Annotated in this window: 21 protein-coding genes and 1 pseudogene; 20 read left to right on the top strand and 2 right to left on the bottom strand. The window is 33.7% G+C overall.

What is annotated here, in order from left to right:
- Positions 1 to 138: 138 nt before the first annotated feature.
- The 9 genes from rimP (at position 139) to RV14_RS12860 (ending at position 8,042) form a co-directional block, all read left to right on the top strand.
- Positions 139 to 612, top strand: a complete 474-nt coding sequence (gene rimP, locus RV14_RS07120; RefSeq protein WP_071855602.1) for a ribosome maturation factor RimP — start codon at positions 139 to 141, stop codon at positions 610 to 612.
- Between the two features lie 22 nt (positions 613 to 634).
- Entirely contained in the window at positions 635 to 1,819 is a 1,185-nt protein-coding gene (gene nusA, locus RV14_RS07125; RefSeq protein WP_071855603.1) for a transcription termination factor NusA, read from the top strand.
- 19 nt (positions 1,820 to 1,838) lie between these two features.
- Positions 1,839 to 2,132, top strand: coding sequence for an RNase P modulator RnpM (rnpM, locus tag RV14_RS07130; RefSeq protein WP_071855604.1), 294 nt, complete (start codon positions 1,839 to 1,841; stop codon positions 2,130 to 2,132).
- Positions 2,129 to 2,440, top strand: coding sequence for a YlxQ-related RNA-binding protein (locus RV14_RS07135; protein ID WP_071855605.1), 312 nt, complete (start codon positions 2,129 to 2,131; stop codon positions 2,438 to 2,440). The genes rnpM and RV14_RS07135 overlap by 4 nt, the downstream gene beginning before the upstream one ends.
- A gap of 12 nt (positions 2,441 to 2,452) precedes the next feature.
- Complete coding sequence (infB, locus tag RV14_RS07140) at positions 2,453 to 4,729, top strand: translation initiation factor IF-2 (protein ID WP_071855606.1); 2,277 nt, start codon at positions 2,453 to 2,455, stop codon at positions 4,727 to 4,729.
- 20 nt (positions 4,730 to 4,749) lie between these two features.
- Positions 4,750 to 5,097 (top strand): 30S ribosome-binding factor RbfA, encoded by a 348-nt coding sequence (rbfA, locus tag RV14_RS07145; RefSeq protein WP_071855607.1) that lies wholly within the window; start codon positions 4,750 to 4,752, stop codon positions 5,095 to 5,097.
- Positions 5,098 to 5,413: 316 nt separating this feature from the next.
- Positions 5,414 to 6,337 (top strand): tRNA pseudouridine(55) synthase TruB, encoded by a 924-nt coding sequence (truB, locus tag RV14_RS07150; RefSeq protein WP_071855608.1) that lies wholly within the window; start codon positions 5,414 to 5,416, stop codon positions 6,335 to 6,337.
- A gap of 2 nt (positions 6,338 to 6,339) precedes the next feature.
- Positions 6,340 to 7,275 carry a riboflavin biosynthesis protein RibF gene (gene ribF, locus RV14_RS07155; RefSeq protein ID WP_071855609.1) on the top strand — a complete coding sequence of 312 codons (936 nt, stop codon included), beginning with the start codon at positions 6,340 to 6,342 and terminating at the stop codon, positions 7,273 to 7,275.
- A gap of 641 nt (positions 7,276 to 7,916) precedes the next feature.
- Positions 7,917 to 8,042, top strand: a complete 126-nt coding sequence (locus RV14_RS12860; RefSeq protein ID WP_281245797.1) for a hypothetical protein — start codon at positions 7,917 to 7,919, stop codon at positions 8,040 to 8,042.
- 239 nt (positions 8,043 to 8,281) lie between these two features.
- On the opposite strand, the gene RV14_RS07160 is transcribed toward RV14_RS12860, so the two are convergent.
- A complete protein-coding gene (locus RV14_RS07160; protein WP_071855610.1) occupies positions 8,282 to 8,734 on the bottom strand; it encodes a helix-turn-helix domain-containing protein in 453 nt (150 codons plus the stop codon).
- A gap of 776 nt (positions 8,735 to 9,510) precedes the next feature.
- Between RV14_RS07160 and RV14_RS07165 the strand changes: the two genes are divergently transcribed.
- From RV14_RS07165 to RV14_RS07175, 4 genes and pseudogenes are all read left to right on the top strand, one after another.
- Positions 9,511 to 10,554: a radical SAM protein gene (locus tag RV14_RS07165; protein WP_245785484.1), complete on the top strand. Its 1,044-nt coding sequence runs from the start codon at positions 9,511 to 9,513 to the stop codon at positions 10,552 to 10,554.
- A 15-nt stretch (positions 10,555 to 10,569) separates the two neighbouring features.
- Positions 10,570 to 10,713, top strand: a pseudogene (locus RV14_RS12680) (radical SAM/SPASM domain-containing protein); the annotation flags it as partial.
- Positions 10,714 to 10,732: 19 nt separating this feature from the next.
- A complete protein-coding gene (locus RV14_RS07170; RefSeq protein ID WP_071855611.1) occupies positions 10,733 to 11,011 on the top strand; it encodes a hypothetical protein in 279 nt (92 codons plus the stop codon).
- A gap of 1,254 nt (positions 11,012 to 12,265) precedes the next feature.
- Positions 12,266 to 13,528, top strand: coding sequence for a GHKL domain-containing protein (locus RV14_RS07175; RefSeq protein ID WP_071855612.1), 1,263 nt, complete (start codon positions 12,266 to 12,268; stop codon positions 13,526 to 13,528).
- A gap of 310 nt (positions 13,529 to 13,838) precedes the next feature.
- Here the strand turns inward: RV14_RS07175 and RV14_RS07180 are convergent, their stop codons facing one another.
- Positions 13,839 to 14,492: a two-component system response regulator gene (locus tag RV14_RS07180; protein WP_245785485.1), complete on the bottom strand. Its 654-nt coding sequence runs from the start codon at positions 14,490 to 14,492 to the stop codon at positions 13,839 to 13,841.
- Between the two features lie 274 nt (positions 14,493 to 14,766).
- Here RV14_RS07180 and RV14_RS07185 point away from each other — a divergent pair, with 274 nt between their 5' ends.
- The 7 genes from RV14_RS07185 (at position 14,767) to dnaJ (ending at position 24,792) form a co-directional block, all read left to right on the top strand.
- Positions 14,767 to 15,522: a restriction endonuclease gene (locus RV14_RS07185; RefSeq protein WP_071855613.1), complete on the top strand. Its 756-nt coding sequence runs from the start codon at positions 14,767 to 14,769 to the stop codon at positions 15,520 to 15,522.
- A 927-nt stretch (positions 15,523 to 16,449) separates the two neighbouring features.
- Positions 16,450 to 17,496: a hypothetical protein gene (locus tag RV14_RS07190; protein ID WP_071855614.1), complete on the top strand. Its 1,047-nt coding sequence runs from the start codon at positions 16,450 to 16,452 to the stop codon at positions 17,494 to 17,496.
- A gap of 844 nt (positions 17,497 to 18,340) precedes the next feature.
- Positions 18,341 to 19,522, top strand: a complete 1,182-nt coding sequence (hemW, locus tag RV14_RS07200) for a radical SAM family heme chaperone HemW (protein ID WP_071855615.1) — start codon at positions 18,341 to 18,343, stop codon at positions 19,520 to 19,522.
- A gap of 217 nt (positions 19,523 to 19,739) precedes the next feature.
- A complete protein-coding gene (gene hrcA, locus RV14_RS07205) occupies positions 19,740 to 20,786 on the top strand; it encodes a heat-inducible transcriptional repressor HrcA (protein ID WP_071855616.1) in 1,047 nt (348 codons plus the stop codon).
- 44 nt (positions 20,787 to 20,830) lie between these two features.
- A complete protein-coding gene (gene grpE / locus RV14_RS07210) occupies positions 20,831 to 21,406 on the top strand; it encodes a nucleotide exchange factor GrpE (RefSeq protein ID WP_071855617.1) in 576 nt (191 codons plus the stop codon).
- Positions 21,407 to 21,452: 46 nt separating this feature from the next.
- On the top strand, positions 21,453 to 23,285 hold the full coding sequence (dnaK, locus tag RV14_RS07215) for a molecular chaperone DnaK (protein WP_071855618.1): 1,833 nt from the start codon (positions 21,453 to 21,455) through the stop codon (positions 23,283 to 23,285).
- Positions 23,286 to 23,628: 343 nt separating this feature from the next.
- The gene (gene dnaJ / locus RV14_RS07220; RefSeq protein WP_071855619.1) at positions 23,629 to 24,792 is read left to right on the top strand and encodes a molecular chaperone DnaJ; all 1,164 of its coding nucleotides are present in this window, start codon (positions 23,629 to 23,631) and stop codon (positions 24,790 to 24,792) included.
- The last annotated feature ends 45 nt before the right edge of the window (positions 24,793 to 24,837 follow it).

Here is a 24,837-nt window from a genome sequence, read left to right on the forward strand (position 1 = left end):
GCATAAGGGAGAGACTTGTCATGGCAAGAAAAATATGGTATAGTTATTCGTAGGTAATGATACTAATTGTGAGTGAGCGGAATTTTCGCTCACTCTTTTTAATGGAATGACGGATCCAATATGAAGGAGGCGAAATTTTTGAGTAGCGTCGTTGAAACAGTCACAAAAATGGTGACTCCAATTTTAGATGAACAAAATTTTGAACTTGTCGAAGTTGAATTTGTAAAAGAAGGGAAAAATTGGTTTTTGCGAGTATTCATTGATAAAGAGGGTGGAATCGATATTGAAGAGTGTGCGTGGGTGAGTGAACGACTGAGTGAACAACTGGATACAGCAGAGCCAGATCCTATACCTCAAGCTTATTTTCTAGAGGTATCATCCCCAGGAGCAGAACGGCCGTTGAAAAAAGAAAAAGATTATGAAAAAGCTCTTGGAGAATACGTTCACCTTTCTTTTTATCAGCCAGTAGAGGGACAAAAGCACTTTGAAGGGATTCTTCAATCAGTTGATGCCGACCAGCTTATATTGAAAATACGTATAAAAACAAGGGAAAAAGAGTTGACTCTTGACCGAAAAAATATTGCCAAAGCTCGCTTAGCAATCCAATTTTAATTACGGAGAGGAAAACAGAAAAATGAGTAAAGAAATGCTAAACGCGTTAGATGCCTTGGAAGCGGAAAAAGGGATTTCAAAAGAAATCGTGATTGATGCTTTAGAAGCGGCTTTAGTTTCTGCATATAAACGCCATTATGGTCAGGCTCAAAATGTCGAAGTTGAATTTGATCAGAAAAAAGGGAAAATACACGTTTATGCTGTAAAGGAAGTTACAGAAGAAGTGATGGACTCACAACTAGAAGTTTCGTTAAAGGAAGCACTTTTGATTAATCCAGCCTATGAGATTGGGGATAGGATTCGATTTGAAGTGACACCAAAAGACTTTGGACGAATCGCTGCACAAACAGCAAAGCAAGTTATTTTACAACGTGTAAGAGAAGCAGAAAGAACAATTATTTATAATGAGTTCAGTGCCTATGAAAAAGATATCATGCAAGGGATCGTTGAGCGTCAAGATAAACGCTATATTTATGTGAACCTTGGAAAAATTGAAGCAGTTTTGTCAAAGCAAGATCAAATGCCTAATGAATTTTATCAACCACACGACCGAATTAAAGTGTATGTTTCTCGAGTAGAAAATACATCAAAAGGGCCTCAAGTGTTTGTTAGCCGTAGTCATCCGGATCTTTTACGCCGATTATTTGAGCAAGAAGTTCCCGAAGTTTATGATGGAATTGTTGAAATTGTCAGCATAGCCAGAGAAGCAGGGGATCGTTCAAAAGTGGCGGTTCGTTCACATGATGAAAATATTGATGCAGTGGGAACTTGTGTGGGACCTAAAGGGCAACGCGTTCAAGCGATCGTCAATGAATTAAAAGGTGAAAATATGGACATCGTTGAGTGGAATGAAGATCCAGCGGTATTTATTACCAATGCTTTAAATCCAGCTCAAGTGATTGATGTAATTTTTGATGAAGAAAATCCTAAAGCTTGTACAGTCGTTGTACCAGATTATCAGTTATCTTTAGCCATTGGAAAACGTGGTCAAAATGCTCGCTTAGCTGCTAAGTTGACGAACCATAAAATTGATATTAAACCAGAGTCAGATATGACTGAATATTATGAAAAACAAGCGCAAAATCACGAAGAATTAGCAACTGCTGTACAGGATGAATCAAGTCTTCCTGCTGATTTAACCAATGATGAATATGAAACGATTGCATTTAATGAGGAGCAGCTTAAAGAAACAGATCAAGAGGCTTAACGAATAGGAGGGCGAAGAGGTGAAACAAAGGAAGATTCCTTTACGTAAATCTGTAGTTTCAGGTGAAATGAAGCCTAAAAAAGAGATGATTCGAATTACCCGTTCAAAAGAAGGTAAAGTATCGATTGATCCTACTGGGAAAATGCCAGGCCGTGGGGCATATGTCTCATTAGAGCCGGATGAAGTGAGACAAGCTTGGGAAAAGAAAATTCTTGACCGAGCATTGGAAACAACTTTGACCGATGAATTTTATCAAGAATTGTTAGATTATGTAACGCATCAAAAAGCACGTAAAGAGTTATTTGGACAATGAACGAAACGAATCGGCAAAAGGCCATGAATCTCATTGGATTAGCAATGCGTGCTGGTAAACTAATTACTGGTGAAGCATTGACTCTTAAAGATATTCGTAAAAACAAAGTGAAAATCGTGTTTGTAGCAAATGATGCGAGTGAGAATACAAAGAAAAAGATTAAAGATAAGAGTTCATATTATGAAGTTCCTTGCTTTGAACTATTTTCTGAAGCGGAAATCACGCAGATGATTGGGAGACCTCGCAAAGTATTTGGAATCGTAGATGACGGTTTTGCGAAAAAAACTAAGGAGCTAATTGAAGGTTAGGAAGGTGATTGCATGAGCAATAAACGAGTTTATGAGCTAGCAAAAGAATGGAAAAAGCCTAGTAAAGATGTGGTAGAAAAAGCGCAGCAACTTGGCATTAATGTAAAAAATCATATGGGAGTACTCACAGACAGCGAGACTAAAAAGTTGCAACAAGCGTTTAATCAAACACAAACGAATAAAAAGACAGCACAGCAAGTAAGCCGAGAACCAGCCAGAAAACAGCCAAATGAACCACATAAAAATGAAACAAAACAACAAAAAAATAACCGCAGCTATCAAGATCGCGGTCAAGGGAGCGGTCAAGTGAATCAAGGAAAAAAACAACCAACAAATCAAAATCGAAAAAACGGGGGAAACAATAACCAAAGTCGTCAAGGAGCCAATCAAGGTGGCACCCAGAATCGTAGCAATAACAATAATCGTGGAAAATTCAACAACAACCGCAACCGTTTTAACAAAAAAGGGAAAAAAGGAAAACAGCAATCAACAGCTAAACCGGCAGTACCACCGCGTAAATTCCGTGAGCTACCGGATGTATTAGAATATACAGAAGGGATGAATGTGGCGGATATTGCAAAGAAAATCCATCGTGAGCCAGCTGAGATTATCAAAAAGCTATTCATGCTAGGGATCATAGTTAATCAAAATCAAGCACTGGATAAAGATACCATTGAATTGTTGGCTACTGATTATGGAATGGAACCGCAAGAAAAAGTACAAGTCGATATAGCCGATATTGATAAATTTTTTGAATCTGAAGAATTAAATCCAGAAAATCTTATTTCTCGCCCGCCGGTAGTTACAATTATGGGGCATGTAGATCATGGGAAAACTACTTTGCTTGACACGTTACGTCATTCACGTGTTACAAGTGGTGAAGCAGGAGGAATTACACAGCATATTGGTGCTTATCAAATTGATATTGATGGAAAGCCGATTACTTTCTTAGATACACCGGGACATGCGGCTTTTACAAGCATGCGTGCGCGTGGCGCCAGCATTACCGATATCACTATTTTAGTAGTAGCTGCGGATGATGGCGTGATGCCGCAAACTGTAGAAGCAATCAACCATGCCAAAGCTGCTGGTGTTCCAATTATTGTTGCTGTAAATAAAATTGATAAACCGGGAGCAAATCCGCAACATGTCATGCAAGAGTTAAGCGAATATGAATTGATTCCAGAAGCTTGGGGTGGAGAAACCATTTTTGTTGAAATTTCTGCTAAATTCGGGCAAAATATTGATGAATTACTAGAAATGATTTTGCTGGTGGCAGAAGTGGAAGACTTAAAAGCCGATCCTAAACAACGTGCAATTGGAACAGTGATTGAAGCTCGGCTTGATAAAGGAAAAGGTCCTGTGACGACATTACTTGTTCAACAAGGGACTTTGAATGTGGGAGATCCTATTGTAGTAGGAAATACCTATGGTCGTGTTCGTGTGATGGTTAATGATTTAGGCCGTCGCGAAAAATCTGCGGGACCAGCAACACCAGTAGAAATTACTGGGTTAAACGAAGTTCCACAAGCAGGAGATCGTTTTGTTGTGTTTGAAGACGAAAAAACAGCTCGTGCAGCTGGAGAAGAACGCGCCAAACGTGCGTTACTCGAACATCGAGCGATAACTAGCCGTGTGACATTGGATAACTTGTTTGAAAGTCTGAAAGAAGGCGAATTAAAAGAAGTTAATGTGATTATTAAAGCAGATGTTCAAGGTTCGGCGGAAGCTTTAGCAGCTTCATTAAAGAAAATTGATGTAGAAGGCGTAAGGGTAAAAATCGTCCATTCAGCAGTTGGTGCCATTAACGAAAGTGATGTCACTTTGGCAGCTGCAAGTAATGCGATTATCATTGGTTTTAACGTTCGTCCAACGCCGCAAGCAAAAGTTCAAGCCGATAATGAAGAAGTAGATATTCGTTTGCATCGTATTATTTATAAAGCAATTGAAGAAATAGAAACAGCGATGAAAGGATTGCTTGATCCAGAGTTTGAGGAAAAAATTACAGGGCAAATGGTAGTACGTGAAACATTTAAAGTATCTAAAGTTGGTACTATTGCGGGTGCTTATGTTACAGAAGGTTTTATTCGTCGAGATAGCGGCGTCCGAGTGATTCGTGATGGTATTGTCATTTATGAAGGGCAGCTTGCGAGCTTAAAACGTTTCAAAGACGATGTGAAGGAAGTTAAAATGGGCTATGAATGTGGGGCAATGATTGATAAATTCAATGATATTAAAGTAGATGATATAATTGAAGGATTTATCATGGAAGAAATCAAAAATAATTAATTTTAAGGAGGCCACTCAACATGGCAAATTATCGAGACCGTCGAGTTGGTCAAGAAATTTTAAAAGAAGTAAACGAAATTTTACGTAAAAAAGTTCGTGATCCACGTGTTGAAAACGTAACAATTACAGATGTCCATGTTACCGGAGATTTACAGCAAGCAACAATTTATTACAGTATTCTTTCTGATTTAGCGTCAGATAAACAAAAGGCAAAAGAAGGATTGACGAAAGCAAGTGGATTGATTCGAAGAGAATTAGGACATAATTTAAGTATATATAAGACACCTGAGCTAACCTTTGAATTAGATGAATCTGTTGGGTATGGCAATCATATTGATGAACTGCTGCGTAATTTGAATAAAGAGTAAAAAGAGAAAAAAACCGATCCCAAAAATTAGGATAGCTAATGGTTGGGTCGGTTTATTTATTTAAAGTTTGTTTAAAATTAGAAGAAAATTTATCATTGAAAATGCGACCCCATTAGCGATAGAAATGGTGAGAAAAAATAGTTTTTCTAGCTATAGCAATTACAAATGGATGTTTCGTATTAATAGATAATAAAGGTTTCTAACTATTTTATTACTGAACCATAAGAAGCGCAGAAAAAATGTTCAAGGACATCAGTATTTTTTTGATATGTGTTATAATTATACAGTTAATATTTTAAATGATAGGAGAAAAAGAATGGATGGATTATTACCTTTATGGAAAGAACGGGGAATGACGAGCCATGATTGTGTATTTAAATTAAGAAAAATTTTACATACCAAAAAAATTGGGCATGGTGGTACATTAGATCCCAACGTTGAGGGCGTGTTACCCATTTGTATTGGAAAAGCAACAAAAGTGATTGAATATTTAGCGGATTCAGGAAAAATATATGAAGGAGAGATTACTTTAGGTTTTAGCACAACGACAGAGGATAAATCAGGTGAAAAAGTAGAAAGTAAAAAAGTAGAGAAATTACTTACTGAAGAAAAAATTGATTCGATTATGCAGAGCTTTGTAGGTGAAATCACACAAATACCTCCCATGTATTCCGCAGTGAAAGTAAATGGAAAGCGTCTTTATGAATATGCTAGAACCAATCAAATCGTTACACGTCCTGTCCGTAAAGTAAAAATTTATCGTTTTAAAAGAATCAGTAAGCTTCACTGGGACAAAGACAAAGGATTATTATCTTGGCGATTTGAAGTGGCCTGTGGGAAAGGGACTTATGTTAGGACCTTAGCTGTTGATACGGGGAAAAAATTAGGATATCCAGCGCATATGTCTGATTTGGTTCGTTTAGCTAGTGCTGGAATGGAGAAAAACCAAGCCATTACTTTACAGCAAGTCGCAGATTATTTTGAGGCAGGAACTTTTGAAAAATATTTATTACCCTTAGAAATTGGAGTAGCTCGTTTTAAAAGAGTAGATATTGATGAACAAGTTTGGAAAAAAGTTAAAAATGGAATGAGATTGGCCTATGAAGTATTTGCCTTAGAAGAAATGCCTACAGAAGAAATTGCTTTATTTTACCAAGGGAAAGTAGTGAGTATTTACCAACCAAATCCTAAAGAAAAAAACAAATTAAAACCAAGCAAAGTACTGAGGAATGGGGTATAAAAATGAAAATTATTAAAATGAGACATCCTTATCAAAGGAAACAAATCCCTCAAGAAAATGTAGTACTCATCTTGGGATTTTTTGATGGGGTACATCTAGGGCATCAACAGGTAATAAATACTGGGAAAGAAATTGCCAAAAAAAAAGGACTAAAACTAGCTTTAATGACGTTCAACCAGCATCCTGCGATCGTATTTAAAAAAATTAATCCCAGCCAAGTAAAATATTTGACAACATTGGAGCAAAAAGAAAAAAAAATGGCTTCATTAGGAATTGACTACCTTTATGAAATTGATTTTACTTCTTCTTTTGCTCATTTGACTCCCCAAGAATTTGTAGATCAATATATTGTCGGTCTCCATGCGAAAGTTGCTGTTTCTGGATTTGATTATACCTATGGACCAAAAGAAATTGCAAATGTTGAACACTTGCCAATATATGCAAAAAAAAGGTTTGAAATCGTGACCGTACCAAAAGAAGAAGATCAAGGTGAAAAGATCAGTTCCACTCGTATTCGCCGGTTATTAGATGAAGGAGCCATTGAGAAAGTCGTATGTTTATTAGGAGCTGCTTATGAAGTAGAAGGTGTGGTTGTGCATGGAGATGCACGCGGTCGTCTCTTAGGATTTCCTACAGCAAACATTAAGGTAAAAAGTACAGTCTATCTTCCTAAAGAAGGTGTTTATGTATCGGAAATTAAGGTTGGTGAAAATTGGTATCCAGCTATGGGATCGATTGGTCATAACGATACGTTCGGAGAAAATCGAGAATTAACCGTTGAGTTATATATTTTAAATTTTGATCAAGACATTTATGGCGAACACGTAAAAGTACGTTGGCATCACTTTTTGAGAAATCAAGTGAAGTTTCCAAACATGGAGACGCTAATTGAACAGTTAAAATCAGATGAGAAAGCAACTATCGACTATTTTGCTTAATAAAATAATATCGGTATTTTTACTCACAAGTCCATCCTCAGTCTATTGAGCAAAGCTGGGCTTATTTTTTCTAAAAGGTAGTGATTGAAGCAGATTTTTCTAGCGTTGAATGAATTAATTATAACGAGAAATTTTTTTGTTACGTAGTTAGATATTCGTATAGTTATGTCAGTGTTTAAAAGCAGCTATAGGTCGATGTTTTATCTAAAAAAGAGGAATAAAATATTGAAGAAAAAGACAATAACGGTATTTATTAAGTAATAAAAGGAAATATTTGACTTTTCATTAGCCATAAAAAAAGAAAATCGTATTATTTGTCTCAATTATGAGGACCTGTAGTATCCTTAATCTAAAGAGCAAATGAAAACAAAAGAAAAGCAAATATACAAAAAACTAAGAAATAAACAGCTTTAGTAACTCGCGGTGCAAAAGGGATAGAGCCAGTTGTTAACGCTTAGGTAAAGAAAAAATGAATGCTGTAGTTATAAAGAAGGAACGTAAGCAGCTGTAGCAACTATTGAAGAAACAAGGAGAAAAGCAGTTGTAGTAAAATCTGATATCAGTACAGAAGAAGGGATGGAAAGTTTATTAACGCAAGCTGTTGAAACATTTGGGAAATTAGTTCTTTGGGTGATGCTGGAATGGAAAATCAACATTCAACTCATAAACGCCCTTTTGAAGATGGGAAAAAATTTTTAAAAGTAAATCTAATTGGGGTATTTTTAGGAATAAAAAAATCTTTAAATTATTTCGAAAAAATAATTTAAAGATTGGGGGACAAAAGTAAAGAATACTTTTCATTGAAAAAATGATACCTATTAGACGCGTTGGACGATCAGATGAAATAGCAGCAGCTTGGTTAGCTTCTGATGATTAAGGCATTACGTTTTTTTGATGGCGGAGTGAAACTTTATCTGTCTTTTCAAGGTGAAAAATGGTAAAAATACAGACAAAACAAGGCGATAGATAGTTGTTCTTTCGTCTTGTTTTGTGTTAGGTAAGTCATTTAATCTTTAAATGAAACAGCTGTTTGATTTTGTAATAAATTATTGATCCAAGTACCAAAATTCGTTACATAGTTAAAATTGCCACCAATTAGAATTTCGTATTCGTTTTCTTTAAAATGAATGTATTGAAGTAACCGATCTTTTTTGTTTGCATATACATCTAAATGGTAATTAAGAATCTTTTCTTTTAATTCGTTCATTTTGTGGAAATCATTGACAACAAATGAAAATTTTAGGATGACTGGTGCATCAAATGCTAGTTGTTTCTCTTCTTTGATCACTGCATTTTCTTTGCCACCATAGAGAAAATCAAATAAATTTTGTTCAGAAAATTTCCATTTTCCTCCGACTTTTGTTCCTTTTAATTTTCCTTCACGTAGATAGTTTCTAATTGACCGCGTTGTAACACCAAGCTGTTCAGCTAATTCTTGCACTGAATAATACCCTTTCAATAGCTCCCTCCTAACTGATAACCATTCATTTGAAACTAAAGGCATGGAATTGATAAAAAATTCCTATAGTTTTCAAAGCAATCTGCAAATGAATAAGTAATTTCTTCTACTCTACCAATAGATTATACTAAAAACAACGCTAAAAAAATAGATTTGTTTAATAAATAAACGTTATGTGTATATATTTATCTTGTTATCATAACTGGGTTGATAATTATTTTTTATTAAAAATTGTTATTTTAAATAACGGTAATTGAACTAAATGAAGCATTCATTGAAAGAGATTAAAATTAAATAATTTAGCAAAAGAATTAAATTTATGCTACGAAAAAAGAAGAAATTATTATTAAATTTTTGTTTCGTTATATAATCGATGAATAAATCCTCATTATTTTAAAATTTTTTATTTTATAACTAACGTTCCTAATTTTTTTAAGTAGAAACATTATTGAAATATTTTATTTAAAAGTTTATACTTAATGTTAGGAAAAACGATGAATATATTGTAAAATTTTCCTAAATGTTTTGAAAGGAGACTTATTATGTTTGTTAAACCCGTGCTAAAAAAAGTTTCTGGAAGTATCTTATCCCCATGTTCTTGCGGATTACTTATTGGTAATGGTTCTTAATAAAGTCTTCCGATGACGATTGGGAAATAAGGTTGTCGTACAAACTCCCCTGTGATACGTTTATAAAATGACAGCTTTGTTTCCCTAATTAAAATGCAACAAACAAAATCACTTGTTGTTCAGACTGGTAAAAGAGGTGATTTAAAAGTGAAAATTAAGGAAAATTTATATGCATATCCTTATTTAGACGAATTTATTTTACATAATGTTTTGCGAAGCAGTTGGATAGTCATTTCAAAAAAAGAATTTGAGATGATTCAATCACAAAACTACGATGAATTATCCGAGACAACAAAAAAGAAAATTAAAACATTTCAATTGTTTTTAGATAAACCGTTAAATATAACAAGATTTGAAGCAAGTGTTCCTCAAACAGTCTATCTAGTGTTGACACATCAATGTAATTTAGCATGTGTTTATTGTTATGCAGAAGCAGATATGGCAAAAGATTATCCTAATCAGCTTACATTTATTGAGTGGATTCATGTATTAAACCAATTAAAAGATTGTGGTGTTAAAAAAGTAGTGTTTACTGGAGGAGAAATCGGATTAACGCATGATTCATTAAAATATATTGATTATGCTCATCAAATTGGTCTAGCAGTGGGAATAATTACAAATGGTACTTTGCTGGGGAAAAAAAGCAATGCGCAATTTTTAGCAGAAAAGTGTCAATCAATTACCATTAGTTTAGATTCAATCGACAAAGAAGAAAATGACAAAAATCGTGGAAATGGCTGCTACTCAATCGCTATGAGAGGAATTAAGCATCTTTTGGCGCTTAATTATTCTCAGCTTTCAGTGAATACGACTATTACGAATCATAATATAGATTCCGTTGAACAAACTATTCAATTTTTCAAAAAGAATGGGATTTCTTATAAATTGGGTGGGTTTAGCGAAATTGGTCGGGGAAGTATGTCGAAAGTTTCATTGACCTTTGAAGAAAGAAAGCGCTTAGAATGCGGAGAAAAAAATGAGTGGCGTTCTTCTTTTTTAAAGCCGTTCACTATAAAAGAATCATGCGGGTTGGGGCTCGGCGAATTTGCGATTAATCCAGTTGGCGATATCTTTGCTTGCAAATTATTGGAGACGAAAGAGTATCAATTAGGAAATATCAGAGAAAAGAAATTGCAGGACATCTATTGTTCAGAAAATGTGCGAATAATTGAAACACAAACAATCCATTAGTTATCTGAATGTCAAGGTTGCTCTTTTCTATATTTATGCGGCGGTGGTTGTCGTGCCCATCATTATTATCATACTAATGATTTTAAAGGAGTAGACCAATCAGAATGCCAGTTATTAAAAGAAATAATAAAATATCAAATGTATCGTATTTGGAAATAAAACGAGGGAGGGGTGCAGGATGGAACTAAATGGTGAATTAGCTTATGAAAAATTAGGGAATGAAATTTATTTATCATTAAATGATGAAATTTATGTTTTAGATAATGAAGTCTCAATTTATATTTTTGAATTATTAAAAAAGCAATTAGAGATTAGATTTATTAAAGAAAAAGTGATCGCTTATTTTTCGAATACTGATGAGTATTCAATTCAAGAAAAGAAACGTTTTGTAGATGAATTTATTGAAGATTTAATAGCTAATAATATTCTCTTAGAAAAAAGTAGTGAATCAACATGAAAAAAGACAAATATGTTTACTAATACGAATGTAAAGTATCCATTTTTAAGAATAAGCCAACACTTACAAAAATTGTTCATCAGATTTTTGTAAGTGTTGGCTTATTTTAAACGTACTTGTTTTCCTATCTTTTTAAAGGAAAAAATACAAATTGACGTTACCGTTTGTTCCTATATTTTCTTAAAAAAAATTAGGGATTTTTCTCAATCAGTAAAACTAGACAAACAAAAAAGCAAAATTTGTAATAGTAAGCGGTTTCAAATGGTTTTTTTTAGAATTAGTATAAGTAAAATAAAAGTATAACTATTGCAACACAGCATCTTCTTTTATTGAATAAGGAATAAAAAGTTCTGAAAAAGTAACATGTACATAGCTGCTAATGTAAAATCAATTTTTTTAACTGCAAATGAATTAAGTAATTCTAACTATTGACTGACGTGGTTTCAAATATCAGCAGTCACAAAGAAATGTAAAGAGGCGGTTTTACTCGTGTCAAATGGAGGCATAAATTCAAGGATCAACTAGTACAACTTGATAGACAAAAATTAGAAAGAAATTAGAAAGAAATGTTTGGGAAAGTAGTAAGGTAAAATAAACGCTTCGTTCTCTGTCTTATCTGGTTTCATTAAAGAAGAGAAACAATAAATTTATTAGCTAATTACAAGTAAAAATAAGAAAATGGGGAGTCTTATTTTTCGTGGGGGAGAATAAAAGCATCAAACGAATTTGCAGTAGTTGCGTAAAGATACTAGAAAAAGAATTTTGATTTAGTCAATGGTACACAAAATTCATTCATTATTTAATAAATGTCGGGGAAAAAGAGAGTGTTTTTGAAAGAGTATCATACTACTGTTAAGTCAGCATGCAGTTAAAAAGTAAGGGATGAAATATTCTTACTCGTGAAATGTAATTAAAAATTGAGGGATTTACGAGTAAAATGGATAATTATCAATATGGAAAAAAGAATAAAAATTGGTTAAATCGAAAGTCTTTTATAAAGCAGCTATGATTCTAACTGGTTGATCATATTTAAAGAGCGGATCAAAATCTATCATGATGTTTGGTTCGTTTTTTTGTATTAATCACCCTCTTACTCATTAAATATATTAAAATTAATAAATATTTTCTATCAAATTTAATATTTGTGTTATCTTATAACATGGGCAAATTGTTACATACACGGATAAGCAGTTAAAAAGGTGTGCGTTATTTTGGGAGTAGTTATAAAAAGATAGGCTATAGGGGGAGTTATTAATGGAAGTGAGTATTTATATTCTATTGTTTCATCTGAATTTTGCTTTAACATGGTATATTTTGTTGGCAAAAAATAAGTGGACAGTAGATATTTTGATTCGCTTGTGTTTGATGTTTCTTAATTTATGGCTCAGTGAACTTACGAGTCAGTTTCTAGTTTTGCTCTATATTTATCATGCTGTCCAAATTTTTCGTGAGAACAAAAATATCTTTGTTGCTGTTTTATTAAATACTTTTTGCATAAATGCTATTGGTATCTCCATTTTTTTAACCATCGAGTTTCCTAGACTTGTAAGTCATTGTGAGTTAGGAACGAATGGGGTACTGCAAATCTTTCTTTTGTTGATTATTCTTTTAGCAATGAAAATAATCGAGCAAAGGTATCAAATTATTTCTTATCTTTATTCATATAAAAAACAACGTAATTTTTCTGTAGTATTATTCTTTTCGATCTTTATTCCTTTTTTATTGTACCACACGCTCTTTCCAAATGATTCGCTCTACTTTATTTTAACTTCTTGTTTGTTGATTTTGATTAATTCTTTTTATGAATTATTTATGCTTTTGATTGTATTGAATGAACAAAAGGAAGAATATTATAGCGTATACATGGAGAGCATGAAAAGGAACAAGGAATATTATCGGAAGCTAGAAGAATTTTGCCATGACTATAAAAACTATATTGGCGTTTTGGAAAATCTTTTACAGAATAATCAGTTCAAACAGGAATTGGAAGCAGTTGTAAACTATGAAAAAGATTTTTTTGAAACACAACTAAAAGATACGCTACATATCAAGTTACAAAAGATTCACGATCCATTGCTACAAGGGATTTTTTCAAAATTTATGGCACGAGCAGAGGAACTAAAAATTCCTTATGTTATTCAAATTAATCACATCATCCCAAAATTGACAATTAATTCATATGATATGATTCGTTTATTCACAAATATTACCGAAAATTCCTTGACTCATTACGAGAGTCATCCAGCAATAGATAGAAAAGAGATTATCATTAAAATAGAAAATTTAGTGGATTGTTTTTATTTTGAATTTAGTAATCCTAGCAAAAAAACGGAGTGCAATGTAACAGATCTATTAAATAAAGGAACGACCAGACAAGAAAACAGCAAAGGAATCGGATTATATAGTGTTAAGAAGATTATTGAAAATAATGAAAATATATCATTAAGTTTAAAGTATGATAGAAAAGAGCAGCGCTTTTATTGTGTGTTAACGCTAAGAAAACAAATCATTATCTAAAAATAAGTATGGAGCAGAAGTGTTTAATTCCGAAAAATAAGAAAAAATTCACGAAAATTCTTTTAAATTTTTTGTGAAATTCGGCTTATTTACGAAGGATTTTCTTTTATTTCCCCTGTTTATCTGTTTTTAGATCGTGAAATAAAAGTATTCTTTACTTTTGTCCCACGCTCATTTTTTTGCTGCTGTAAAAAGATAAAGTGATTAAAGAACCAATAATTGTTTTTGTTCAAGTTGTTTCATAAAGCTAACTAGTTTTTTAATACTTCTGCGACTAAGTATCAAAGTATCACCATTTTTAAAATAAATTTCATTTGTTTTTTTTATCTACTAGTTTAATATTGGCGGGATTAATGGAATAGCTTTTCAACTCATTGAAAAAGTTAAGGTGCTCAAAAGCATGTTTCAGTTCTTCAACTTTCCCATGAATTAGAAAAAATTCTGTTTCACAATAAAATTCAATGGTTGAGCGGGAACTAGTAACTTTACTTAAATAGTTAACTTCTCTTGGATCAACCAAGTAAATTTTGGATAACGACTCAATTTTAATCAGATTATTTTGAGTTTGTTGTAAATGTGGTTGTTTAAATAATAACTCTTCTAGTCCATCCATCACTTCCATTAAATCATTTTTACTATAATATTTATCAGCTCGGATATTTTGATTAATAATTTCTGCTCCTTTAGTGGGGTCATTTGTTAAAAAAATGATGTAACAGAAATTATTTTTAATACGAATTTTCTTACTGAAATCAATTCCGGAATGGAATCTATTTAGTTCAATATCGATAATAAAAATATCTGAGTCTTGAATAGGCATAAAATCAAGACGATTATAAAATTTTTCTAATTGAGATGGCGAAGGGATCACTAATGAAATCGTTGTTAAGTGTTCGTTGTCATTATATTTTTTACGGAATTTTTCCTGATGAAAAACATTATCTTCGATATAGTATATTTTCATATTATCATCTCCAAATTTCAATCATCCTTAGTATAGCAAGAATGCAGAGGTTGATAAAGTAAGGAAAATGCTCAACGTTTTATTAATTGGTTCAATGGTATTTTTATATCTTTTAATCCATAGAAAAAGCTACTGGAATATATCTTTTTAGAATTCAGTCTTACTTTTACCAAAAAAAGATATTTTTTATGATTAAGCAAATTAATACGTTTGTTATTAAATTATAATAATAAATGACAGATAACATATGATTTTGTGGAGGGAGATACTAACGTTGGTCTTCAAATTTTTACAGAAATTAAATAAAAAAGCAAGTAAGCCAGAAGAAGAAACAGAAGTTCAAGAAATTATTTCAGAAAAAAAAGGATTAGAAGAGGTGTCATTTGCGTTAAATGAAGATGAAAAAATTGTTGTGGATTTTTTAAGCGACATGGATAGAGATTTTGGGAGTAGTATTTCAGACCGAGTGAAGCAAGGAAATCATTTTGAACGTTTTTTAGCAGCTGCTTTTAGATTAGCTGGGTATAAAGTTGTAATCACTAAAAAATGGTATGTAAAGGAGAATCGTGTATATACTGGAGATGGTGGAATAGATTTGATTTTAACCACAGAAAATGAACGTATAGCAGTCCAAGCAAAATCAAAACGTTTGAATAGTTGTCGGGATTATCGATTGATTACAGATAACGACGTAAAAAAATTTGCAGGTACATCGGATAAAAATTGGACTAAAAAGATGTTTATTACCTCGACGTTTTTTAATAATTATGCCTATAAACAAATAGCAGAAAATGAAAAAGTTGATAAAATCGAGTGGTATGATCGATATGGACTTTTAAAATTGTTAAATCAATTAATTCCAGCAACCATGCTTAAATATCAATTATTAAGCTCTTTACCAGAAAATGTAAAAATTTGTCCTAAATGTAGTAAGGGAATTATGACAAAATTTCAGAATGGACAAACTGGAAAATATTTTAATTCTTGTTCGGTTTATTGTGGGCATACAGAAAGCATTAAAAATTCTTGATAAGAAGACGAGTTTTGAAATAGTAAGTTCTACATAAACATTGGAGTAGTATTGGATTATTTTTGTAATAATAATCGATGGTTTAATTTGGTTAATTAAATTTAAAAAGCGTTAAAGTGGGATATAGAAAATTTACTTTTAGATGTTCCTATTGAAAAAATATTACCAGAAATAAACGAACAACGTTTAAAAACTATAGATAGTAAAATTTTGCAGCCTAAAAGTGCAGATCAAGTATTAAGAGGAGTCACTGTTATTGGAGCAGGTATTATTCGTATGAATAGAACCCTTGCCAATTGTACTTTGCATGGTCAAAAACAGATGCTATTAATGTTTGGCGCACAAGTAATATCAAGGTAACCAATTTAAGTTTGATTGGATCAATACATATCTGAACATAAAGAGTTACTCTAGACAAACAACTGCTGGTTCAGCTGGAACAAGTTATGTTGGTATAATATTTATACCTATAAAAGAAATTAAAGCTAAAGTTTCTGTGTTAAATTTGCAAGTCTACTATCTTTTACATAGGTGACGTTCAGGTATAGTCAATATTAGTTATAAAAATACCCATGAATCGTAAAATTTTATTAATGATGTAGCGCCACCTAAAAAGTTAGACTTTTTTGGAGTGGAGAAATCCACTCCGTTTTTCTGTGCTTTTATTGATGATTTTAGGCAGCTTTTAAACCATTTCTCTAAATTGCACCGGAGCCTACCAGTTTAGTTTCCCTTTCATACGTTCATGATAGAAGATCTTATGTTTTTTTTACTTCATGTTAGAAGATATAAATATTAATATTTCGTTGAAGAAAGATTTTTACGAGATTGTATTTAAGTCTGATTTCTTGAAAATGAAAATAAAGTTCTACCTTTTAACATAATTATGTTAATAATGGGATAAAGAATAAAAATGGGGGTATGGGTGTGAACGAACTTGAAAAAAGAAAGTTAGAAATATTAGCGGTTGCTTATGGATTAAAACAAAGTGAATTAAAAAATGAAGAAGTACAAGAGAATTATGCCGTTTTATTTTCTGCATATCGTAAAATGATCATGGAGGATAAAGATCATTTTTTTGTGGATACGAATAGAAAAAAGGAAATCTGTTCTTCGTTTGATGCTTCAATGAGAGCATTGAGAACAAATAAAGAAGGAATGCGTGAAGAATTTAGTCAGTTAAAAAAAGGTGATAGAAATTCTTTTCTTATTTTTGGACAACCTACAATACTTTCTACGAAAGAAGGGATGGCACCCTCTCATTGTATTGGCATGTTAATTTATAAGAATGAGAAAAACGATTATTCTTTGTATTTAATTGATAAAAATAAAACACATAGTCCTCATTCAATAGTAAACAAACTCATTATCAGTAAGAGTAAGGAAAAAAAACTTGTTAATCTTTTAGCCGAAAATAAAGTAGTCACTCAAATAAATACTAAAAATGAAAAATTTTTAAAACAATTATATAAACTCAAAAGTCAAAGGATTATGTCTATTCCAATAACAATGAGTGCTCAAACTGTAGAAAACTGTTATATTAATGAAGTCGAAGCTGCTTTTAAAGTTTCTTTATTCCATTGTAAACATAATATGGATTCTTTAACGACATCAGTTACTCCTAAGTGGAATGATTTACCTGACGCTACATTAAAAATGAGAGAAAAGTTTAAGGATGCTTTAAAAGTAAGATCTAATGAAACGTTTGATAAAATATGTGATAAATTATTTTTAATATACAAAGAAAGAAAAGAAGAAATGGCAAGAAAAGTGAACAATTTGGGGATGAAAGCCGTAAAATATAGTGAATTTGGGGATAAGATACGTGAAAAAGCTCAAAAACAGACAATAGAAATTTTAACTGGAAAGAAAAGCTTAGAAACTTTAAAAAATCATATAATTGGAGAAGAAACAAATACATTTAAAGATAAGATGAAAGAGAAAGTACTAAATCGTACAGAAAAGGTTAAATAGACTCGATATTTTCGCTTGTACTCTAATAGTTGAAGAAGATATTATTGTCTCCCAATCACTTTATTTTATCTATATCATCTCAAGAGTTAAAGTCAAAGCCGTTCAACGAACTATCTTTTGTTTTGTGAGTACGTATCTCGGTATCACACTCTTCGATTAGTTAGATATACATAAAGTATCAGTAACGATTCCAGTATATCTTGTGCTACTTGCTATAAGCGTAGGAATTTATGCTTGTTTAAGATTCCAAACAAAGAGAAAAAAGGCTAGCAAATGCTAGCCTTTTTTCTTAAGTCTTTAAACCCAGTTGAGCTCGCGCAGCATGTGAAAAAAACCACTAAACAAAGACTTGTGAAAATTTATTCATACTCTTGGGATGAATATTGATATTTTGGATAAAGTAGAATATTGTAGATGATAAATAAATTTGACTATAGGAAAGAGAAGCTAGAGATCTATAACCCGTTCAATGAAAGAAAAAGTGATTCAAGAAGTCGATTCTTGGATTTTTTAGTGGATTTGTTTGGAAAATACAGTTAGTATGCGTATATGAGAGGTTGTGAAAGCGATGGTCTGCTTCAAGAATTAAGAGCGAAAAATCGAAAATAGCTTTCCATATTTTTGTATTTTTTGAACTTAATTCCGCAGAAGCAATCGCTTGAACACTGTTTAATGAGAGGTCGTGAGAGTGCTGGATAGCTCCGATGACAATAAGCAAGCATTTTTGGAACTAGACTTCTTAGATCATAAACATGGGGCTTATTTCAAGGAGCTGGTGCTTGAACACCGTTTAAAGAAGGTCGAAAACAGGTACGACTTTTCGACGTAAGGAGAAAAAATTTCAATGATAGAAACAATAAATTCCGCAGAACAAAAGGTTTCTGCATATATCCATATCCCATTTTGTGAGCATATTTGTTATTACTGTGACTTTAATAAAGTTTTTTTAGAAGGACAGCCAGTTGATGAATATGTTGAAATGCTTTTAAAAGAAATGCAGCTTATGTTAGAACAGCATCCTGTAAAGCAATTAAATACTCTTTACGTGGGCGGAGGAACCCCCACATCCTTATCTGTAAAACAATTAGATCGTTTATTATCTGGTATACGAAACAGCTTGCCTTTTAAAGTTGGAAAAGAATTTACTGTCGAAGCAAATCCCGGTGATCTGACACAAGAAAAGCTTCGAGTAATGAAAAATTATGGAGTTAATCGGCTATCTATGGGGGTTCAAACGTTTGACAATCGGCTATTGAAAAAAATTGGACGTAAACATACCACAGAAGATGTTTATCAAACCATGCGTTTTTTAGAAACAGAAAATTTTAAAAATGTTAGCATCGATTTAATTTATGCCTTGCCAGGGCAAACGTTAGAAGGATATAAAGATACGCTGGATCAAGCGTTAGCTTTGGATTTACCACATTATTCTTTGTATTCTTTAATATTGGAAAATAAAACAATGTTTATGAATTGGGTGCGTCAAGGAAGGTTGCATTTACCCGATCAAGAAACAGAAACGCAAATGTTTGAAGAAACGATTGAAGCAATGGAAAAATATGGACGTTTTCAGTATGAAATCAGTAATTTTGCATTCAAAGGTTATGAATCACAACATAATTTAATGTATTGGAACAACAATCACTATTTTGGGTTTGGAGCCGGGGCAAGTGGTTATCTTGGAAATAAACGTTATCGCAACAAAGGACCCATTCAGCATTATTTATGTCCATTAAGAGTTAATAAATTGCCAGTATTAGAAGTTGAAACTCTTTCAAGAAAAAATCAAATAGAAGAAGAAATGTTTCTTGGATTAAGAAAAAAATCAGGTCTTTCAAAAAAACATTTTTATGAACGTTACCATCAGTCAATAGACGCTCTTTATTCGGAAGTCTTGACTGACTTAGAAAGTAAAGGTCTGCTTATTAACGAGTCCGAACGTGTTTATTTAACTTCTAAAGGGATTTTTTTAGGAAATAATGTGTTTGAGCAATTTTTACTTGAAAAGGAATGTGCAAATAAATGAGTTGTTTTTTGTTGATAGATAAATTTAAAAAAATGAAATGCACGGAGTTCTGTTATATCGTTGAGTTAACAGTGTTTTAATAAATTTAGGTTTTAGCACTCGAGTGATTGGAGTGCTAAAAATAGGGTTGTTTTCCTTGACACATTATTTGCTTCTTGCTATATTAATAAGTGGGTTAGCACTTAGAATATATGAGTGCTAATGAGAGGTGAAGAAGATGTTGACGCAAAGACAAAGTGACATTTTACGTCTGATCATCCAAAGCTATACGAGTAGCGGGATGCCCGTTGGTTCTAAAAAATTGATGGAAGAAGGAGTCAAAGCGAGCTCAGCGACGATTCGTAATGACATGAAGACATTGGAAGATGAAGGATTTTTGCTTAAAACTCATTCGTCTTCGGGAAGAATTCCTTCTGCACAAGGCTATCGTCATTATGTTGATCATCTGTTAGAGCCTGCTCGTGTAACAAACGATGATTTAAAGCAGATTCGGCAGTCTTTAAGTCAAGAATTTCATGAAATTAATGAGATCATCAAGGAATCTGCTGATATTTTATCTGAATTGACTAGCTACACGACCTTCTCGTTAGGACCGGAAGTTAAAGACCGCCGTTTGACTGGTTTTCGCATCGTTCCTTTAAATAGCCGGCAAGTGATTGCACTTGTGGTGACTGATAAAGGAAATGTAGAAAGCCAAGTATTTACGCTTCCTGAAAATTTAGGAAGTCAAGATTTAGAAAAAATCGTTCGAATTGTTAATGATCGTTTAGTAGGAGAGCCATTACTGACTGTCTACCATAAATTGCGAACGGAAATTCCAATGATCTTGCATAAGTACTTTCAAACTACTGAAGGGTTATCTAATCTTTTTGACACGATACTCGGACATGTATTTGAAGATAAAATTTATGTGAGTGGACAAATGAATTTGTTAGATTATGAACCTCATCAAGATCTTGACCAATTTAAATCAATGTTTTCGTTTATGACAGATACTTATGGGTTAACGCAAATGATTGTTCCAACTGATAGCAATATTCACATTAAAATTGGTGCTGAATTAGGTAACGATCTTTTGCAAAATATGAGTATGATTCAAGCAAGTTATGAGATTATTGGGCACGGACGAGGTACAATAGCTTTGTTGGGACCAACGAATATGCCTTATTCGAAACTGTTAGGATTAGTTGATGCTTATCGTCAAGAATTAGCAGCTAAGCTTGCGGATTATTATCGATCACTTGATTTTTCCGGTTCATGGTAGCAAGAGATGAAGGGCTGACTGAATAGCGAAGGGGAGAGTATATCGTGAAAGAAAATCAGGAAGAGCTAGATAGTGAAGTAACAGATGTTCAAACAGATATTGAAACGAATATCGAGATAGATACAGAAGCGGCAGAGGATTCAGGGGTTTCTGATGCGGAGGCCGAAGAGTTTGCGCTTTTAAATTTAAAAGCGGAACTAGAAGAGATGGAAGACAAGTATTTGCGTGCTCGAGCAGAGATTGCGAATATGGTAAATCGTGGAAAAAATGAACGAGAACAATTACAAAAATACCGTTCGCAAGATTTGGCGAAAAAGTTATTGCCTTCTATTGATAATTTAGAACGTGCGCTGGTAGCAGATGTCTCAGATGATCAAGGAGCAAATTTGAAAAAAGGCGTAGAAATGGTTTTAGAAAGTTTGAAACAAGCACTTAAAGAAGAAGGCATTGAGAAAATCTTGGCAAAAGGGGAAACGTTTGATCCCAACCTTCATCAAGCGGTTCAAACGGTGCCGGCTACAGAGGAAGTTCCAGCCGAAACGATTGTGGAAGTGCTGCAAGAAGGATACAAATTACATGACCGCGTATTAAGACCTACAATGGTGATTGTTGCACAATAAAGTCATGTTAAAATAAAAAAGTAACCAAAATAAGGAGACGTTAATTATGAGTAAAATTATCGGTATTGACTTAGGTACAACTAACTCAGCAGTTGCTGTTTTAGAAGGAAATGAAGCAAAAATTATCGCAAATCCAGAAGGAAACCGTACGACGCCTTCTGTTGTGTCTTTTAAAAATGGAGAAATTCAAGTAGGGGAAGTTGCAAAACGCCAAGCAGTGACAAATCCCAATACGATTTCTTCGATTAAACGCCATATTGGTGAAGCAGGCTATAAAGTAGAGGTGGAAGGCAAATCATATACGCCGCAAGAAATTTCTGCAATGATTCTTCAATATATTAAAGGATTTGCAGAAGATTACTTAGGTGAAAAAGTAGAAAAGGCAGTTATTACTGTTCCTGCGTACTTCAATGACGCTCAACGCCAAGCAACGAAAGATGCGGGAAAAATTGCTGGTTTGGAAGTAGAACGTATTGTAAATGAACCGACTGCAGCAGCTCTTGCTTATGGGCTAGATAAAACAGATCGCGATGAGAAGATCTTAGTGTTTGACCTTGGTGGGGGAACGTTTGATGTATCCATCCTTGAATTGGGTGACGGCGTATTTGATGTATTGTCTACAGCTGGAGATAATCACTTAGGCGGGGACGATTTTGATAATAAAATTATTGATTATATGGTTGCTGAATTTAAAAAAGAAAACAGCATTGACCTTTCCCAAGATAAAATGGCTTTGCAACGTTTGAAAGATGCAGCTGAAAAAGCGAAAAAAGATTTATCTGGTGTGTCAAGTACACAAATCAGTTTGCCGTTCATTACCGCTGGAGCAGCTGGTCCTTTACATTTGGAAATGACGTTGACTCGTGCGAAGTTTGACGAATTGACGGCTGATTTGGTTGAACGCACCAAAATTCCAGTTCGCCAAGCGTTGAAAGATGCAGGTTTGTCTCAATCTGAAATTGATGAAGTTATTTTAGTGGGTGGTTCAACGCGTATTCCTGCAGTTGTAGAAGCTGTGAGAAAAGAAACAGGAAAAGAACCGAACAAATCAGTAAATCCAGATGAAGTAGTTGCAATGGGTGCGGCTATTCAAGGTGGAGTGATTACTGGTGATGTGAAAGATGTTGTTTTACTGGATGTAACTCCACTATCATTAGGTATCGAAACGATGGGTGGCGTATTTACGAAACTGATTGATCGCAATACAACGATCCCGACAAGTAAATCTCAAGTATTCTCGACAGCTGCGGATAATCAACCTGCTGTAGATATCCATGTTTTGCAAGGGGAACGTCCAATGGCTGCGGATAACAAAACATTAGGAAGATTCCAATTGACAGATATTCCTGCTGCACCACGCGGAATTCCTCAAATTGAAGTGACGTTTGATATTGATAAAAACGGAATCGTTAATGTATCTGCCAAAGATTTAGGTACACAAAAAGAACAGAAAATTACGATTAAGTCTTCTTCAGGTTTAACGGATGAAGAAATTGAACGCATGGTTAAGGATGCTGAAGCAAACGCCGAAGCAGATAAAGCGCGTAAAGAAGAAGTTGATTTGCGCAATGACGTGGATGCTTTGCTATTTTCAGTTGATAAAACCCTAAAAGAATTAGAAGGGAAAGTCTCTGAAGAAGAAGTGAAAAAAGCAGAAACAGCTCGTGATGAGTTAAAAGCTGCTGTAGAAGCAAATAATATTGAAGAAATGAAAACAAAACGTGATGCGTTGAATGAGATTGTTCAAAACCTTACAGTAAAATTATATGAACAAGCTGCTCAACAACAAGCTCAAGAAAACCCTGAAGCAGCGCAAGGCGGAGCAGATGATGTAGTAGATGCTGACTTTGAAGAAGTTGACGGCGATGACAAAAAATAATTGACTTCTAAAAGAGGTTGCAAATAGGCTGTATTGTACAATAGCAAATTTCGAACAAAGAATAAAAGATTTTCTTTGTTCGAGTTTGATATCATAAGATAAGGGCCTTTGAACATTTTATCAAGCAGAGGTCGTTTAAAAAGATAGAGGTCTATAATTGATAAAAGTGTTCAAGAAATATGATTTTATAGCTCTATTTTTAGACTGCGTAGGTTTAAAGCCAAAGTTACTGCTTTGGCTTTTTCTTTTGAAAATACTTTAAAGTTGCAGTTTTGGTTTTAGTAAAAATGTGATATGATAACAAGCGACGTGGAAATGATGAGAACCAATAGGAGGAAAGCCTATGGCAACAAAACGTGATTATTATGAAATCTTAGGACTCTCAAAAGGAGCTTCTGAAGATGAAATTAAAAAAGCTTATCGTAAGCTATCAAAAAAATACCATCCGGATATCAATAAAGAACCTGACGCTGAAGAAAAGTTTAAAGAAGTGTCAGAGGCTTATGAAATTTTAAATGATCCGCAAAAACGGGCGGCTTATGATCAATACGGCCATGCTGGGACAGATCCAAATTATGGAGCTGGCGGATCCGGCGGCTTTGGTGGTTTTGGTGGATTTTCCGGCGGCAGTTTTGGCGGATTTGAAGATATTTTTGATTCGTTTTTTGGTGGTGGAGGGCGCACTGTTGACCCTAATGCACCTAGACAAGGAGCAGATTTACAATATACAATCAATCTGTCTTTTGAAGAAGCTATTTTTGGCGTGGAAAAAGAAATCAAGTACAATCGTGAAGAAATTTGTCAGACTTGTCATGGTAATGGCGCAAAACCCGGTACACAACCGACGACTTGTCATAAGTGTCATGGATCGGGTACAATTAATATTGAACGTCAAACCCCTCTTGGCCGTGTGATGAGTCGTCAGACTTGTGATGTCTGTCATGGTACAGGAAAAGAAATCAAAGAACCTTGTCCGACTTGTCACGGTTCTGGTCATGAAAAGAAAACTCACTCAGTTAAAGTGAATGTACCAGCTGGTGTAGAAGAAGGACAACAAATGCGCTTAGCCGGACAAGGAGAAGCTGGAGAAAATGGTGGACCATTTGGTGATTTGTACGTTGTCTTTCGTGTAGAAGAAAGTGATATTTTTGATCGCGATGGTTCGGAAATTTATTATGAATTGCCGTTAAGTTTTGTTCAAGCGGCGCTAGGTGACGAAGTAAAAGTTCCGACTGTACATGGTGATGTGAAATTAAAAATTCCTGCTGGTACGCAAACAGGAACAAATTTCCGTTTACGTGGAAAAGGAGCACCTAAACTTCGGGGCGGAGCAATGGGTGATCAACACGTAAAAGTAAAATTAATTACACCTAAAAACTTAAACGAAAAACAACGTGAAGCTTTACGTGCCTTTGCAGCTGCTGGTGGAATGAAAGTAGAAGAACAGCAAGAAGATGGCTTCTTTGAGAAAGTCAAAGATGCCTTTGGTGGGAAAAAGAGAAAATAAGCAAATGAAATGTAAACGCCGAGAAGAAAATCATCGTCTAATGAT

Source organism: Enterococcus ratti (assembly GCF_001886195.1).
In the GTDB taxonomy this organism is placed as follows: Bacteria; Bacillota; Bacilli; order Lactobacillales; family Enterococcaceae; genus Enterococcus_B; species Enterococcus_B ratti.